The organism is Streptosporangium sp. NPDC004379 (assembly GCF_042873875.1).
Taxonomy (GTDB): domain Bacteria; phylum Actinomycetota; class Actinomycetes; order Streptosporangiales; family Streptosporangiaceae; genus Streptosporangium.
The window spans coordinates 179,993-195,676 of record NZ_JBIAMC010000001.1; the positions used below are offsets into that span (position 1 = coordinate 179,993).

Annotated in this window: 15 protein-coding genes; 3 read left to right on the forward strand and 12 right to left on the reverse strand. The window is 73.2% G+C overall.

Annotation, left to right across the window (positions count from 1 at the left end; all coding sequences use genetic code 11):
- Positions 1–496 precede the first annotated feature (496 nt).
- From ACFYSC_RS00670 to mraZ, 3 genes are all read right to left on the reverse strand, one after another.
- Positions 497–1,075, reverse strand: coding sequence for a hypothetical protein (locus ACFYSC_RS00670; RefSeq protein ID WP_389954710.1), 579 nt, complete (start codon positions 1,073–1,075; stop codon positions 497–499).
- Complete coding sequence (rsmH, locus tag ACFYSC_RS00675) at positions 1,062–2,066, reverse strand: 16S rRNA (cytosine(1402)-N(4))-methyltransferase RsmH (protein WP_362934689.1); 1,005 nt, start codon at positions 2,064–2,066, stop codon at positions 1,062–1,064. The genes ACFYSC_RS00670 and rsmH overlap by 14 nt, the downstream gene beginning before the upstream one ends.
- Positions 2,067–2,285: 219 nt before the next feature.
- On the reverse strand, positions 2,286–2,717 hold the full coding sequence (mraZ, locus tag ACFYSC_RS00680; RefSeq protein WP_362934791.1) for a division/cell wall cluster transcriptional repressor MraZ: 432 nt from the start codon (positions 2,715–2,717) through the stop codon (positions 2,286–2,288).
- Positions 2,718–3,092: 375 nt separating this feature from the next.
- On the opposite strand from mraZ, the gene ACFYSC_RS00685 reads away from it, so the two are divergent.
- The 3 genes from ACFYSC_RS00685 (at position 3,093) to ACFYSC_RS00695 (ending at position 7,958) form a co-directional block, all read left to right on the forward strand.
- Positions 3,093–4,112, forward strand: a complete 1,020-nt coding sequence (locus ACFYSC_RS00685; RefSeq protein ID WP_389954714.1) for an AAA family ATPase — start codon at positions 3,093–3,095, stop codon at positions 4,110–4,112.
- A complete protein-coding gene (locus ACFYSC_RS00690) occupies positions 4,109–5,365 on the forward strand; it encodes a DUF58 domain-containing protein (protein WP_389954717.1) in 1,257 nt (418 codons plus the stop codon). The genes ACFYSC_RS00685 and ACFYSC_RS00690 overlap by 4 nt, the downstream gene beginning before the upstream one ends.
- A gap of 112 nt (positions 5,366–5,477) precedes the next feature.
- Complete coding sequence (locus ACFYSC_RS00695; RefSeq protein WP_389954720.1) at positions 5,478–7,958, forward strand: transglutaminaseTgpA domain-containing protein; 2,481 nt, start codon at positions 5,478–5,480, stop codon at positions 7,956–7,958.
- A 155-nt stretch (positions 7,959–8,113) separates the two neighbouring features.
- Here the strand turns inward: ACFYSC_RS00695 and ACFYSC_RS00700 are convergent, their stop codons facing one another.
- The 9 genes from ACFYSC_RS00700 to ACFYSC_RS00740 form a co-directional block, all read right to left on the reverse strand.
- Positions 8,114–8,512: a DUF3040 domain-containing protein gene (locus tag ACFYSC_RS00700; RefSeq protein WP_362934677.1), complete on the reverse strand. Its 399-nt coding sequence runs from the start codon at positions 8,510–8,512 to the stop codon at positions 8,114–8,116.
- A 147-nt stretch (positions 8,513–8,659) separates the two neighbouring features.
- The gene (dinB, locus tag ACFYSC_RS00705) at positions 8,660–9,898 is read right to left on the reverse strand and encodes a DNA polymerase IV (RefSeq protein WP_389954724.1); all 1,239 of its coding nucleotides are present in this window, start codon (positions 9,896–9,898) and stop codon (positions 8,660–8,662) included.
- A gap of 37 nt (positions 9,899–9,935) precedes the next feature.
- Complete coding sequence (locus tag ACFYSC_RS00710) at positions 9,936–10,694, reverse strand: methyltransferase domain-containing protein (protein ID WP_389954727.1); 759 nt, start codon at positions 10,692–10,694, stop codon at positions 9,936–9,938.
- 125 nt (positions 10,695–10,819) lie between these two features.
- Positions 10,820–11,230: a transcription antitermination factor NusB gene (gene nusB, locus ACFYSC_RS00715; protein WP_362934668.1), complete on the reverse strand. Its 411-nt coding sequence runs from the start codon at positions 11,228–11,230 to the stop codon at positions 10,820–10,822.
- Complete coding sequence (efp, locus tag ACFYSC_RS00720) at positions 11,230–11,790, reverse strand: elongation factor P (RefSeq protein WP_389954730.1); 561 nt, start codon at positions 11,788–11,790, stop codon at positions 11,230–11,232. The genes nusB and efp overlap by 1 nt, the downstream gene beginning before the upstream one ends.
- Positions 11,791–11,815: 25 nt before the next feature.
- Complete coding sequence (locus ACFYSC_RS00725; protein ID WP_389954733.1) at positions 11,816–12,913, reverse strand: M24 family metallopeptidase; 1,098 nt, start codon at positions 12,911–12,913, stop codon at positions 11,816–11,818.
- A gap of 209 nt (positions 12,914–13,122) precedes the next feature.
- A complete protein-coding gene (locus ACFYSC_RS00730; RefSeq protein ID WP_389954736.1) occupies positions 13,123–14,427 on the reverse strand; it encodes a dicarboxylate/amino acid:cation symporter in 1,305 nt (434 codons plus the stop codon).
- A gap of 84 nt (positions 14,428–14,511) precedes the next feature.
- Complete coding sequence (locus ACFYSC_RS00735) at positions 14,512–14,616, reverse strand: putative leader peptide (protein ID WP_362934656.1); 105 nt, start codon at positions 14,614–14,616, stop codon at positions 14,512–14,514.
- A 233-nt stretch (positions 14,617–14,849) separates the two neighbouring features.
- Entirely contained in the window at positions 14,850–15,680 is an 831-nt protein-coding gene (locus ACFYSC_RS00740; protein ID WP_389954739.1) for a hypothetical protein, read from the reverse strand.
- Between the last annotated feature and the right edge of the window lie 4 nt (positions 15,681–15,684).

The following is a 15,684-nucleotide window of genomic DNA, read 5'->3' on the forward strand; positions in this document are numbered from 1 at the left end:
CTGCCCGGCGGTACGGCGGAGCCGCCGGTCCGGCCGGCGGAGGCGGATCCGCCCGCGCCACCGGAACGGGCGCCACGGCCCCCTGAATCCTCCGGGCGGTCCGGCCGGCCGGACCCGGAGTCCGGACGCGCGGAACGGCCCGGAGCGGCCTGCGGGCGTGAGGGACGGCCGGATCCGGCCTCGGGACGGGCGGGACGGCCGGAAGCCCCCTCGGAGCGGGGGGGACGGCCGGATGCGCCCTCGGGGCGCGCGGGCCTTCCGGGCGACTGGCCGCGGGAGGACCCGCCGGTCCCGCCACCGCCGGACGCGGAGGATCCGCCCCGGCCGCCGGAGCCGTCCTGCTCGGGGCGGCCCCGGCCGGACGTCCCCCGGGGGGCGTCCGGACCGCCGGAGCCGCCGGGACGGCCCGGCCCCTTCGGGACCCGGCGGCCGGATCCTCCGGCGGGGCCGCCGGAGCCGCCGCGGCCCGGGCCGGAGCCCCGCCCGCCGGTCTCCCTCACCTGCCCGTGCCCTCCACCCGCTCGGGCGCGAAGGGCTCCTGGCCCTGGCCGGCGACCCGGCTGTCGATCGTGTTCATGTCGTCCCAGTCGGGGTCCTGGCCCTGCAGCTCGGCCCGCTTGGCGAGTTCCTCGGGCGTGTCGAGCCGGGCGTTCTCGTTCCTGCGCTCCTCCCCCTGCTGCTTGAGCTTGCTGATGCCCTGGCGCAGCTCGTTGAGCCGGTAGGAGTCCTGGGCGAGGACGACGTTCAGCAGCAGCAGGCTGACCAGCCCGCCGCAGAGGAGACCCACGACGAGCAGCACGAAGGGAGCGCGCGGCGGGCGGGCCTGCCGGGACGGCCGCGCCGTACGGGCGGCGGAGGGCCGGGCGGGCCGGCCCGGAGCGGCCTTGGCGGGCGCGGGCTTGGCGGGCGCGGAGGTCCGGCCCGGCACGGTCCTGGCGGGCTTGGCGGGTTCGACGGTCCGGCTCGGGGCGGGCGCGGCGGGCTTGGCGGGCGCGGTGGCCCCGCGTCCCCGCGGCACGGCGCGGGAGACGCGCCCCGGCCGCGCGGTGCGGACGTCTGTGTCACTCCTCGTCAACTGCCTCACGGATCCTCTCTGCAGCCCGGCACCGGGCGGAGGCCGCCCGCGGGTTGCGGGCCACCTCCTCTTCGCTCGGGAGTTCGGCACCCCTCGTCAGCAGCGCGAACCGCGGCTGGTGGGCCGGCAGCGGGACCGGCAGCCCGGGGGGGCTGGTGTCCCTGGTCCGGGCCGCCAGGACCTGCTTGGTCAGCCGGTCCTCGAGGGAGTGGTAGGCGAGCACCACCACGCGCCCGCCGAGCGTCAGAGCGTCGAGCGCCGCGGGGAGCGCACGTTCCAGCGCCGTCAACTCCGCGTTCACCTCGATCCTCAGTGCCTGGAAGGTCCTCTTGGCGGGGTTGCCCCCGGTCCGTCGCGTGGCGGCGGGGATCGCCGTACGGACGATCTCCGCGAGCCGCTTGGTAGACGTTATGGCCTCGTTGCCCCTTTCTTTGATGATTAGGCGCGCGACACGCGGGGCGAATCGCTCCTCGCCGTAATCCCGCAGGATCCGGATGAGCTCGGCGGCCGGGTACGTGTTCACGACCACCTCGGCCGTCAGCTCCTGGTCGGGATCCATCCGCATGTCCAGGGGCGCGTCATAGGAGTAGGCGAAGCCCCGCCCGGCCTCGTCGAGCTGGGGCGAGGAGACGCCCAGGTCGAACAGGACGGCGTCGACCCGGGGCCGGCCCAGCCGGGCCAGCACCTCGGGCAGTTCGTCGGAGACCGCGCGGACCAGGGTGATCCGGTCGGCGTACGGCGCCAGCCGGGCGGTGGAGCGCTCGATGGCGGCGGGGTCGCGGTCGATGCCGATCAGGTGCAGCGAGGGGTGGGCGGCCAGCAGCGCCTCGGCGTGGCCGCCGAGGCCGAGGTTGGCGTCGACGGCCACCGGGGCGGGACCCGTCAGGGCGGGGGCCAGCAGTTCGAGCACGCGGTCGAGCATCACGGGCACGTGGCCGCCCGGAGACGCGCCGGAGCCCGGAAGATCAGACATGTCGTTTTCAGCGCGCATGAAGCGCAAACCCCCTCTTGCCGCCTCGCTCGCGGATGTGCGGCGACGCTCACCGGTGTTCCTGATGGCCCCCACCACGGGCCGCCCGGCCAGGTCCCCATCCGCACCCGCGTGCCGGCCCGTCACCTGACACCGGGGAAGGTGCATCAGCTGACGGGGGCTTGGTTGCGGGTGGAGACCTCGCCGAACGACATGCTCACCGATGAGTCGACCGTGGAGTCACAAGATCCCTGGCAGCACCTCCTCCGACAGGTCGGAAAAGGCCTGTTCCTGCTTGGCCAGATAGGCGTCCCAGGCACCCGACTCCCAGATCTCCAGGCGGGTGTTGGCGCCGATGACCGCGCAGTCACGGCTCAGGCCGGCGTACTCGCGCAGGGGCTGCGGGACGGTGATCCGGCCCTGCTTGTCGGCGACCTCGTCGGACGCGCTGGCGAAGAAGACACGGCTGTAGTCACGGACCGCCTTGGCGGTCACCGGCGCGGTGCGCAGAGCCTCGGTGATGCGCCTGAACTCCTCTACGGGAAAGACGTAGAGGCAGCGCTCCTGGCCTTTGGTGATCACCAGACCCTCCGCCAGCTCCTCGCGGTACTTCGCCGGCAGGAACAGCCGTCCCTTGTCATCGAGACGCGGATGGTGAGTGCCGAGGAACACCGGCCCCACCTCCCGTGCCTTGCGGAGGGCGAGCCACTTTCGTCCCTGCTCTCCACTGCGCACCACCATACTCCACTTCTCTCCACCGTCAACTGATTCCGCGGCTCCCGGCGATCGACTTCGGTGAAGAAATCCCAGGTCAGAAGGGGTGGAGCGAAGTGGAGGGGGTGGGAGGCCCCGGTACGTCACGGGCGTGTCGGGAAGACGGCCCATGGCCGAACGATCATGAAATCGGCGGACCGGCGGCGATGTGACGCGGGCGCGGCGCGGCGGGCAGCCCGAAATGAGGTCTCATGCCCACATCGGGTCGCCCGGGAACTTCCGGCACCGTAATGTCGGTACCCACAATGAAAAGGGGCGCTAAAGCCCCGAAATATGACCCCCGGCGCAAAACCGCCGCACCCTCATGGAGGCCTGGTGGCAGTAACCCATGACGTCCCTCCCCGGCTCGACGAGCTGGTGGTCACGGCCCAGCGGATCCACCAGGCGATCGAGTCGGTGATCGAGGGCAAGGCCGACGTCGTCCGCCTCACCCTCACCGTTCTCCTCGCCGAGGGCCATCTGCTCATCGAGGACGTTCCCGGAGTCGGCAAGACCATGCTCGCCAAGGCGCTGGCGCGGTCCATCGACTGCCCGGTGCGCCGGATCCAGTTCACCCCCGACCTGCTGCCCAGCGACATCACCGGGGTCAGCGCATACAACCAGCAGACCAGGGAGTTCGAGTTCAAGCCCGGACCGGTGTTCGCCAACATCGTGGTGGGCGACGAGATCAACCGGGCCTCGCCGAAGACCCAGTCGGCGCTGCTGGAGTGCATGGAGGAGCGCCAGGTCACCGTGGACGGCTCGACCTACGTGCTGGACGGCCCCTTCATGGTGATCGCCACCCAGAACCCCATCGAGATGGAGGGCACCTATCCCCTCCCCGAGGCGCAGCGCGACCGCTTCACCGCCCGGATCGCGATGGGCTACCCCGGGGCGGGCGCCGAGCTGGAGATGCTCGACGTGCACGGCGCCGCCTCCCCGCTGGACAAGCTGGAGCCGGTGGCGACCACCGCCGAGGTGCGGGCGCTGATCGACGCGGTGCGCGCCGTCTACGTCTCCCAGCCGATCAAGAAGTACGCCGTCGATCTTGTGACCGCCACCCGCACCTCCCCCGACCTGCGGCTGGGCGCCTCTCCCCGGTCGACCCTGCAGCTGGTCCGGGCCGCTCGGGCGCACGCCGCGCTCTCCGGCCGCGACTACGTCATCCCCGACGACCTGCAGGAGCTGAGCGGTCCCGTGCTCGCCCACCGGCTGCTGCCCAGCGTCGAGGCTCAGGGCCAGCGCCGGATGCCCGAGCAGGTGGTGGCCGAGCTGGTCCGGCGGGTGCCCGTCCCCGAGGCCCCGGCCAAGTGACCTCGGGACTCAGGGCTCTGACGTCGCGCGGCCGGTCGTTCATCGCCTCCGGCCTCGCGGCGATGCTGTGCGCCGTCGTCCTCGGGGAACAGGACCTGCTCAGGATCGGCGTGCTGATCGCCGCCCTGCCGCTGCTGGCGGCCGTGGTGGTGGCCCGCACCCGATACCGGCTGAGCTGCGCGCGGCGGCTGGATCCGCCCAGGGCCGAGACCGGCAGCGACGCCACCGTGACGCTCCGCCTGGAGAACATCACCCGGCTGCCGACCGGCCTGCTGCTGATCGAGGACACCGTCCCCTACGCGCTCGGGGCGCGCCCCCGGTTCATCCTGGACCGGGTGGAGTCCCGCGGCGTCCGGGAGATCGACTACCGGGTGCGCTCCGACCTTCGCGGCCGCTTCCCCATCGGCCCGCTGACGGTCCGGATCAGTGACCCGTTCGGCCTGGTGGAGCTGAGCAGGTCGTTCACCGTCAGCGACACCCTCGTGGTGACCCCGCGGGTGGTGGCGTTGCCGCACGTCCGCCTCTCCGGGGAGTGGAGCGGCGGGGGCGAGAGCCGTACCAGGAGCGTCGCCGCGGCCGGCGACGACGACGTCGCGCCCCGCGAGTACCGGCAGGGCGACGACCTGCGGCGTGTGCACTGGCGCTCGACCGCCCGGTACGGCGAGCTGATGGTGCGGCGCGAGGAGCAGCAGTGGCAGAGCCGCGGCGCGCTCCTGCTGGACACCCGCAGGTACGCGCACCGCGGCGAGGGCCCCCGCTCGTCGTTCGAGGTAGCGGTCTCGGCCGCGGCGTCCATCGGGGTACACCTGGCCCGCGAGGGGCTGGGGCTGCGGCTGGTCACCGACCAGGGGGCCCAGCATCTGGACGACGTCGGGACGAGCTGGTCGCTGCTGGACGCCCTGGCCGTGGTGCGCACCGGTTCCTCCCGCTCGCTGGAGTACGGCGTGGGCGCGCTGCGGCAGGGCGGCGGCGACGGCCTGGTGGTGGCCGTGCTCGGCGGGATCGATGTGGAGCAGGCCGAGGCACTGGCCCGGCTCAGGCACGGGAACATGACCGGGGTGGCCGTGCTGCTGGACGTGGCCGGGTGGGAGCGTCCGGAGCTGGGCTCGAACGAGGAGTACCGGGCGGCGCAGGCCGTCCTCGCCGGGGCGGGCTGGCGCGTCGTGCGCCTGCCGTCCGGCGTCTCGATCGCCGACGTGTGGCCGGAGGCCGGGCAGCGCGGGCGGTTCGCCACCAGTGGAGGTGCCGTATGAGGCTTCAGGGACGGTTCGCACCCGGCGGGGCCGCCGCCGGGGCCGCCGCCGGGGCGGTCCGCGACCGGTGGACGCCCCGCATGAGGTGGTCCGCACGGGGTGGAGGCGCGGCATGAGGCTCACCGTCGCGGCGGGCGCGGCCACCGGAGCGGTCGCGGTCGCTCTCTACCCCCTGTTCTCCGGCGGCGCCTGGTTCTGGTCGAGCCTCGGGGTGATCCTGGTGGTGACCGGGACCGGCCTGCTGGCCGGCCGCCACGCCCTGCCGGACTGGCTGGTGGCCCCGCTCCAGCTGCTGACCGTCCTGATCTTCCTGACCGCGGTCTTCGCCCGGGACGAGGCGTGGGCCGTCCTGGTGCCCACCGTGTCGTCCGTGCGCGTGCTGGGCCGGCTGCTGGCCACCGGCTTCACCGACATCCAGCGCTACGCCGCCCCGGTGCCGGCGAGCCCCGGCATCGTCCTGCTGACCTGCGGCGGCGTCGGCCTGATCGCGATCGTCGTCGACCTGCTGGCGGTCCGGATGCGCCGGGCCGCGCTGGCCGGGCTGCCGCTGCTGACGCTGTTCACCGTCCCGGCGGCGGTGATCGCCGACCCGATCAACTGGCTGGCGTTCATCATCGCGGCCACCGGCTACCTCGGGCTGCTGGCCGCCGACGGGCGGGAGCGGATCAGCCACTGGGGCAGGGCGGTGCTGGTCCGCCGGGCCCCCTCCTTCGTCGCGCCGAGACCGTCCGACGCCGAGACGGGAACGCTGCGCATGTCGGGCAAGCGCATCGGCTTCGCCGCGGTCGCGCTGGCCGTCCTGGTGCCCGCGCTGCTGCCCACCCTGGAGCCCGACCCGCTGTTCGGTTTCGGCGTGGGCAACGGCAGGGGGCGGGGCGGCAACTCGATCAGCGTCTCCAACCCGATGGTCAGCATGCGGGGGCTGCTGTCGCTGCCGGAGAACTCCACCGTGCTGAGCTACACCAGCAGCGACGGCCTGTCCCGCTACCTGCGGACCTACGCCCTGGACGTCTTCGACGGCGAGCAGTGGACGATGTCGGAACCGCACGGCCGCCCCGAGGACCGCACCTCGGAGGGGCCGCTGCCCGCGCCGCCGGGGCTGGCCCCGGCCACGCCGGTCACCCGTGCCACCACCTCGATCACGGTGAGCGAGGACGTCAGTGGCATGAGCTTCCTGCCGCTGCCGTACCCCGCGGGCCGGGTCGACGCCGAGGGCGACTGGCGGCCCGACCGGGACACGCTCATGGTGTTCTCCACCAGCGACACCGCCGCGGGGCTGACCTACCGGGTCACCAGCGCCGAGCCCATACCCACCGCCGAGGCGCTCAAGGCCGCCGGGACCCCGCCGGACTCCGTCGGCGAGCGCTACCTGCGGCTGCCCCCGGACCTGCCGCGGGAGGTCCGGGCGCTGGCCAGGCGGGTGACGGAGGACGACGCGAGCCCGTACGAGAAGGCGATCCAGCTCCAGGAGTTCTTCACCAAGAAGGGCGGGTTCACCTACAGCCTCGCCACCCGGGGGCACACCGGCTCCGCGCTGGCGGACTTCCTGCTGCGCAGCCGGACCGGCTACTGCGAGCAGTTCGCCGCCTCGATGGCGGTGCTGGCCCGGATCCTGGGCATCCCCGCCCGGGTCGCCGTCGGCTACACCGGGGGCACCAACGTCTCCGGCGTCTGGCAGGTGCGCGCCCACGACTCGCACGCCTGGCCCGAACTGTACTTCGAGGGGACCGGCTGGCTGCGGTTCGAGCCCACCCCGGCCGGGTCGGCGGGCCAGGGCACCGCGTCGGTGCCCGTCTACACCCGCCCCCAGGTCACCACGGACGGCTCCGACCGGCCGGACTCCGCCCCGGAGACGGATTCGGGCGGCGCGGACACGCCGCGCGACCCCTCGGCCCGCTCCCGCGACGACCGGACGCTGCAGCGCGACCTCACCGGGGTGCCGGTCGCGGTGGACGAGGGCACGCCGGTCGCCGCCTGGGCCGGCCTCGGCCTGCTGGCCGTGCTGCTGGTGGCGCTGGTGCCGGCGGCGCTCCGCTGGGAGCTGCGCGCCCGGCGCCGCAGGTCCTTCTCCCGGGGCCCGGGCCGGCGGCCCGGGGAGCCCGGCGGCCCGTCCGCGACGGCGCCCGCCGAGGCGGCGGAGGCCCGGACCGGCCGCGGCGCCGCGGAGGGGGCGGTGCCGGCCGCCTGGGCCGAGCTGGACGACGTCCTGTGCGACTACGGCATGCGCCGGCTGCCGAGCGAGAGCCCCCGCGCCCTGGCCGGGCGGCTGGCCGGGCAGCACGGGTTCGACGCCGACGAGGCGGCCGCGCTGAGCAGGATCACCGCCCTGGTCGAGCGGATGATGTTCGCCCGCACCCCCGGTGAGACCGGCCCCCTGCGGGAGGACCTGCGGCTGGTACGGCGGGCGCTGGCGGCCCGGGCGACGCGGGGCCGGCGGATCCGCGCGGTGCTGATGCCGCCGTCCACGCTCCTGCGGATACGCCGGGCGGGCGGGCGCCTGCTGGAGGCCGCCGAGCGGCTGGAGAGCGCGCGGCTGCGGCTGACGGCCAGGCTGGACGGCCTGACCGGCGGCCGGCTGACCGGCCGCGCCTGACCACGGGACCGGAACGGGCCGCCTCCGTCGAAGGAGGCGGCCCGTGGCGCGCCGGTGGGCGGGGGGCCGCCCAGACGCGGGTTCCGTGCCGCGGACTCCGGTCACGCCGGAGGCCCACGGGACGGAACCTGACGATCAGAACCCGGCGATCGAACCTAGCGATCGTCGTGCCGGCGGCGCCAGCGTTCCTCCATCCGCTCCATGAAGGTCTGCCGGGGCCCCGGATGACGGACCGCCCCGCCCTTCTGCCGGCCCGGCTTGGCCCCTGGGGCGTCACCGAAGCCGTTCATCCGCTTCCAACTCGACAGACCCCAAAGACACGCGGCGAGCATGACCACGAAACCGCCGACACCGATGGGGATCTCATTGATCACGACGCCGACCATCAGAAGGGCGATGCCGAGGACGAAGCCGATGGAGGCTTTCACCAGGCGGCGCCGGTAATGGCTGCGCGGGTCACTGATCCTGACGGTGTTGGCCCACTTCGGGTCCTCGGCGTAGAGGGCCTGCTCGATCTGTTCGAGCAAGCGCTGCTCGTGCTCAGAGAGCGGCACGGCGCCTCCCAAGGACGGCCCCAGGACGGGGAAGACGGTGACGGACGACACGGGGTGTCCGAACCTCGCGGTCGGTTATCCCCAGAATACGAGGCTGTAGACGTAGACGAAAGAAAACGTCCAACGTAGTCCAAACCGGAGGTGACGTCATAGATCTATTTCATCAAACGGAGGGCGGACAAGAGAAGCCGGGAGCACCACATCCCGTCCGAACCTGCGGGCCGCCCGGTCCATGGCCCGCTCCGCCTCCCGCCAGCCCTTCTCCCGCTCGTCCAGCCCGAGCTGCCGGGGGGTGTCGGCCGCGGGGCGGAGGTTCTCCACCCGCACCCCGACCAGCCGCAGCGGCGTCCGGACCAGGCCGGAGGCGGCGTACAGCTCGCAGGCGACGGTGTAGAGGTCGCGGGCGACGTCGGTGGGCTCCCGCAGGGTCCGCGACCGGGTGATGGTGCTGAAGTCGGCCCGGCGGAGCTTGACGCCGACCGTGCGGCCCACGTGACCGCCCTCGCGCAGCCGGGCCGCGACCCGCTCCGACAGGCGCAGCAGCTCGCGGCGGATCTCCACCGGGTCGCCGACGTCTGTGGCGAACGTCTCCTCGGCGCCGATGCTCTTGTCGGGCACGTCGGCCCGCACCGGGCGCGGGTCACGCCCCCAGGCCAGCTCGGCCAGGTGCGTCCCGGCCGCCTGGCCCAGCTCGCGCCGCAGGGTGTCGACCGGGGTGTGGGCGAGGTCGCCGACCGTCTTCACGCCGAGCCGTACCAGGGAGCGCTCGGTGCGCTCGCCGACGCCCCACAGGGCCGCGACGGGCAGGGGGTGGAGGAAGTCGACGACCTCGCCGGCGGGGACCACCAGCAGGCCGTCGGGCTTGCAGTGCTGGGAGGCGAGCTTCGCCACGAACTTGCTGCCGGCCACCCCGACGGAGCAGGTGATCCCGTGCTCCCGGACGACCTGCTCGCGGATCGCCGCGGCGATCACGGCGGGGCGGCCGAGGCGCTTGCGGGCCCCGCCGACGTCGAGGAACGCCTCGTCGGAGGCGATGGGCTCCACGTCGGGGGTGATCGAGCGGAAGATCTCCATGACGCCGCGGGAGACCTCGGTGTACTTGTGCCGGCTGGGCGGGATGACCACCGCCCGGGGGCAGAGCCGGCGGGCCCGGGTCATGGGCATCGCCGAGTGCACCCCGAACCGCCTGGCCTCGTACGTCGCGCTGAGCACCACGCCCCGCGCGCCGGGGTCGCCGATGATGACGGGGACGCCGCGCAGCTCGGGGCGCTCGCGCAGCTCGACGCTCGCGTAGAAGGCGTCCATGTCGACGTGCAGGATCGGGCAGCCGGTGTCGTCGGTGCCCAGCGCCGGCCCGGGACGTGGCACCTGCTGTTTCCTCGACACCCCGCCATCCTATGGGAACAGGCGTTCGGCACAACCCTCATCGGTGACCGAGGACGTGCAACTGGGTCGCGATGTCCCGGAGCACCGGGTGCGCGGCGGCCGCCTGCTCCAGCGCGACCAGCGCGCGGGCCGCGCCCGGCTCGCCGTCGAGCAGCCGGCTGGGGACCAGGTCGGCGAAGATCCGCACGCCGTGGGCGTCGCCGGGGGCGAAGCCGGCCCCGGCGAGGAGCCGTGACAGGGCCTCGCGGGTGAAGCGCCGGGGCGTGGGGTCGCGGTCACCCCAGCGGCCCTCGGGGTCGTCCAGGACCTCGCGGGCCTCGTCGAACCGGCCGGCGACCGAGCGGTGCAGCGCGGCGGCGACCGGGTTGGCGGCCAGCACGCTGATCACGCCGCCCGCGCGCAGCAGGCCGCCCATGGCGGCGAGCGCCCCCGCCGGGTCCTCGACGTACTCCAGCACGCTGTGGCACAGCACCAGGTCGGCGGAGCCTGCCGGGAGCAGGTCGCCGAGGTCGGCGGCGTCGCCCTGCAGGGCGCGCACGCCCACGCCCGCCTCCGCGGCGCGCCGTTCCAGGGCCGCCAGCGAGTCGGGGCTGGGGTCGACGACCGTGACGGCGTGCCCCAGTTCGGCCAGCGGTACGGCGAAGCCCCCCGTGCCGCCCCCGGCGTCGACGATGTCGAGCCGGTCCCGGCCGGTCGCGGACGACCGTTCGGCGAGCACCGTCCGCAGGACGTCCCAGACCACGGCGGTGCGGACCGCCGGGGTGCCTGACTGCCGTGAAGTGCCTACGGCGCGCAACTTCTGATCGCCTCCCTATGGCCTGTGACGAGCCCAGCCTACGGCCCGGACCCGGGTGCGGCCCCGGCGGCCTCCGGGGAACCGGGGGCCGCGGGGGTCCGCGAGGGGGCCGGCGGGCTCGCGCCCTACAGCGCCAGGGAGGGCTTGAGCTGCTTGAACCGTGCCATCAGGCCGTTGACGAACTGCGGCGACTCGTCGGTGGACAGCTCCGAGGCGAGACCGACCCATTCGCTGATGACGACGCCCTCGGGGACGTCGGGCATCCACAGCAGCTCGTAGGTGCCGCCGCGCAGCAGGTTGCGGTCGACCGCGGGCATGCGGTCGAGGGTCCAGCCCTCGGAGTACGTCGTGATCAGCTCGTCGATGCGGTCCCGGTGGCGGCACACGCCCTCGACGATCGCCGCGGTGTACTCGTTGACCGGCGGGTCGGCCCGCTCCAGGCGCTCGGCGAGGATCTTGAGGGGGTCCTCGCCGCGCGCCTCCGCCTCGAACAGGATGTCCAGCGCGCGCCTGCGCGCCTTACCGCGTGCCGACATCAGGCGCGGCCGAGGTAATCGCCGGTGCGGGTGTCGACCTTGACCTTCTCGCCGGTCGTGATGAACAGCGGCACCTTGATCTCGGCGCCGGTCTCCAGCGTGGCGGGCTTGGTGCCGCCGGTGGAGCGGTCGCCCTGCAGGCCCGGCTCGGTCTCGGAGATGGTCAGCTCGACGGCGGCCGGGAGCTCGACGTACAGGACGTTGCCCTCGTTGATCGCCACGGTGGCGAGCATGTTCTCCAGCAGGTAGTTCGCGGCGTCGCCGACCGCGACCCGGGAGACGTGGAGCATGTCGTAGGTCTCGGTGTCCATGAACACGAACTCTTCGCCGTCCATGTAGGAGAACTGCATCTCCCGCTTGTCGACGTTGGCCACCTCGACCTTGACGCCCGCGTTGAAGGTCTTGTCCACGACCTTGCCCGACAGGATGTTCTTCAGCTTGGTGCGGACGAACGCACCACCCTTGCCGGGCTTGACGTGCTGGAACTCCACGACGGTCCAGAGCTCGCCACCGTCGAGCTTGAGCACCAGGCCGTTCTTGAGGTCGTTCGTCGTCGCCACTAGTTTCTCCTGCGTACGGCCGCTCTTAAAGGACAAGCAGCTCTTTGGTCGTCCGTGTGAGAAGTTCCGGTCCGTCATCACGCGTCACGAGCGTGTCCTCGATGCGGACGCCGCCCCTGCCCGGTATGTAGACCCCGGGCTCAACGGTGACCGGCACTCGATCCTCTAGTCTAGCGTGCTCGCGCCCTGGCTCGGCCTTCGCTGCGGCCGGGGCCGGGGACAGGAACGGCACCTCGTGGATCTCCAGCCCGACGCCGTGACCGAGGCCGTGACCGAAGTGCCCGCCGTGGCCGGCCGCCGCGATGAGGTCGCGGGCGGCGGCGTCCACCTCGTGGACGGAGACGCCCGGCCGTACGGCCTCGCGGCCCGCGCGCTGGGCGGCGCGGACCAGGTCGTACAGCTCGCGCTGCCAGCCGGCGGGCTCGCCGATCGCCACCGTCCGGGTCATGTCGGCGTGGTAGCCGCCGTGGCGCGCCCCGAAGTCCATCGTGACGAGGTCGCCGCGGGCGAGGGGCCGGTCCGAGGGCGAGTGGTGCGGGATGGAGCCGTTGGGCCCGCTCGCCACGATCGTGGCGAAGGCGGGCGCGTCGGCGCCCAGGTCCGCCATGTGGCGCTCCAGCGCCCGCGCGACCTCCCGCTCGGTCAGGCCGGGCCGCAGCGCAGGCAGCAGCTCGGCGAACGCTCCGTCGGTCAGCTCGCACGCGGTGCGCAGCAGGCCGATCTCCTCCTCGTCCTTGACCCGGCGCACCGACTCCACCAGGCCGGACAGCCGCAGCAGCTCCCCGCCCAGCGCGAAGTAGGCGTCCGCCGTCATCCGGTGGGCCTCGACCGCGAGGCGGCCGGGCGGCGAGTCCGCCAGGGCGGCCGCGGCGAGGACCCCGGCGACGTCGCGGTCCTCGATCACCTCGACGTCGGGGCAGAGCCGCCGGGCGGTCTCGGCGTAGCGGGAGTCGGTGGCGAGCGCGGCGCGGGCGTCGGCCCGGACCAGCAGGGCCGCGTTGGAGCTGTCCAGGCCGGTCAGGTAGCGGACGTTGACGCCGCCGGTGACCAGGATCGCGTCCGCCTCGCGGGCGGGGAGCAGGGCCGCCAGCCGCTCGCGGCGCCGGGTATGAGTGACGGTCATCACGGCATGGTATTGCCCGTTCCGCGGCTCTCTCCGCGCCGCCCGGCCGGGGCGGGGTGCGGCGCCGTACGGAGGTCACCCGCGTGCGGGCCCGGATCGTCCGGGACACCGGGGCGCGCGGGACGGCCGGTACGCGCGCCGGGCACCGGCCGCGGGACGCGCGGAGGGCGGGCCCCGGCGGACCGGGACCCGCCCTCCGGCGGGGTGCGTCAGGCCGACAGGGGCTCGGCCCGGCCGGGGGTGGGAGCGGGGGCGGGGGCGGGGGCCTCGTCCAGGGACTGCGGCGGGGCGTTGAGGACCGCCTCGTCGAGCCTGCCCTCGGAGCGGGCCACGATGACCGGGACGACCATCTGGCCGGCCACGTTGGTGGCGGTGCGGATCATGTCGAGGATCGGGTCGATGGCCAGCAGCAGGCCGACGCCCTCAAGCGGCAGGCCGAGCGTGCTGAGGGTGAGGGTGAGCATGACGATCGCGCCGGTCAGGCCGGCGGTGGCGGCGGAGCCGACCACGGAGACGAACGCGATCAGCAGGTAGTCGCCCACCCCGAGCGGGACGCCGAACACCTGCGCCACGAAGATCGCGGCGAGGGCGGGGTAGATCGCGGCGCAGCCGTCCATCTTGGTGGTCGCCCCGAACGGCACGGCGAAGGAGGCGTAGTCGCGGTCCACGCCGAGGCGCTCGGTGGTGACGCGCTGGGTGAGCGGCATGGTGCCGACCGAGGAGCGGGAGACGAAGGCCAGCTCGATGGCGGGCCAGGCGTTGCGGTAGAAGGTCAGCGGGCTGACCCTGCCGGCGAGGGCCAGCAGCAGCGGGTAGCTGACGAGGAGGACCAGGGCGCAGCCGATGTAGACGCCGGCGCTGAACTTGGCGAGGGGGGCCAGCAGGTCCCAGCCGTAGGTGGCCACGGACTTGCCGATGAGGCCGGCGGTGCCGATCGGGGCCAGCCGGATGATCCACCACAGGGCCTTCTGGACCAGTTCGAGGACCGACTGGCTGATGTCGAGGAACGGCTTGGCCTTCTCCCCCACCGCGATGGCGGCGGCGCCGAGGGCGGCCCCCAGGAAGACGATCTGCAGGACGTTGACCTCGGTGAAGGAGGTCACGATGTTGGTCGGGATGATGCCGGTCAGGAAGTCGACCCAGGTTCCGGCGCCCTCCAGGTCGGGGGCCTTGGCGCCCGCGGTGGAGATGGTGACGCCCTGGCCGGGGTTGAGCAGCAGCCCGAGGCCGATGCCGAACGCGACGGCGATCAGTGAGCTGCCCAGGAACCACAGCAGCGTCTTTCCGGCCAGCCGGGCGGCCCCGTTGACGTTGCGCAGGTTGGCGATGCTGACGATGACGGCGGTGAAGACCAGCGGCGGGACGGCCAGCTTGAGGAGCTGGACGAAGATCTTGCCGACCTCGGTCAGGGTGGCGGTGAGCCAGGCGACGTCGCCGGCGCGGGCGACGAAGCCGAGGACGAGGCCGACGGCCAGGCCCAGCAGCAGTTGCAGGGAGAAGGAGAACTTCTTCATGGTGAGACTTTCCGGAAGAAGGCACGCCGGGGCGGACACGGTCGTGCCGGTGAGGAGAAGGGGGTGATCGGGGGTGGACCGGGTTCAGCGACAGAGACGGCTGCTGGTACGGCACAGATCGACGTGCAGCCGCTCGACGAGCCACACGATCACCGGGAAGAACCTCACGAGGGGGTAGAACCGGCACATTCGCCACACAATTCCCCCTTTCCCTGTGATCCACCTCACATTTCATGGAAGATAAGGGGGTTTGTCAATACTCCGGGTTCCTCAGGGAACGACTCCGGGTCCCCAAGGAACGACGAGGGGCCCGGCCGGAACCGGGCCCCTCGGAGATCGCCCACGCCGAAGGCCCTCCCCCGCGTCCTCACCCGGGCGCGGAGCCTCAGGAGATCACCGGAGCGGCGGGCGCAGGAGCGGGCTCACAACGGGAACTGCGCCTCCACCTCCCGGTCGACGGCCGCGCTCATGGGCGAGTAGCGGGCGTAGAACTCCCTGCCGCACTCGAGGTCGTCGAGCGCGTCCTCGATCTCCTCGGCGAGGTACGGCCTGGCCTGCGCGGGCGTGAGCTCAGGCCAGGACTTCCCCTGTTCCTTCCCGAACCTGCCGACCTGCGCCAGCGCGGCCTTTCTCCCCCTGTCGGCCAGGTGGCTCGGCGTGAGCGAGGCGATCGTGTAGCCCTTGCCCCTGAGGCAGGCGCCGAACGGCTTGGCCAGACTCACCAGCCGGGCGTCGCCGTCGAGCCGCTGGACGGTGAGCCGCTTCTTGAGCTCGATGTGCTTCATGAGCACGTCCATCCGGTTCTTCACGTCCTTGTTCAGGACCGCCTTGAACGCCTTGGCCAGGCAGGCATCCTCCGCCGCCTTGTAGGCGTCGAACTGCGTCTCGTTCATGCGGGCCCCCGGGTTGGGGTCCTCCCCGCGCTCCTCGACGACCAGCGCGCCCGAGGCGGAGTCGTCGGGATAGACGAACTGGGCGAAGATCCGGTAGCCGTACTTCGTCCTGACCTCCTTGGCCGCGGCGTAGTCGCCGGCCTCGGCCTTCCTCTGCGTCTCCGTCTCCTTGGGCCCGGACTCGACGAACGGGGTGTACTTGAAGCCCTTCTGCTTCATGCAGCCGGCCTTGAACCGCTCCAGCTTCCACTTCGTCTCCTGCGCCGCGTCGGCGGTGGCCGGAGCGGCGGGGCCCGGCGCCGCGGCGGCGTGTCCGGTCAGTACGGCGAGCGTCAGGGCGGTCGTGACGAGCACTCTCATGAGA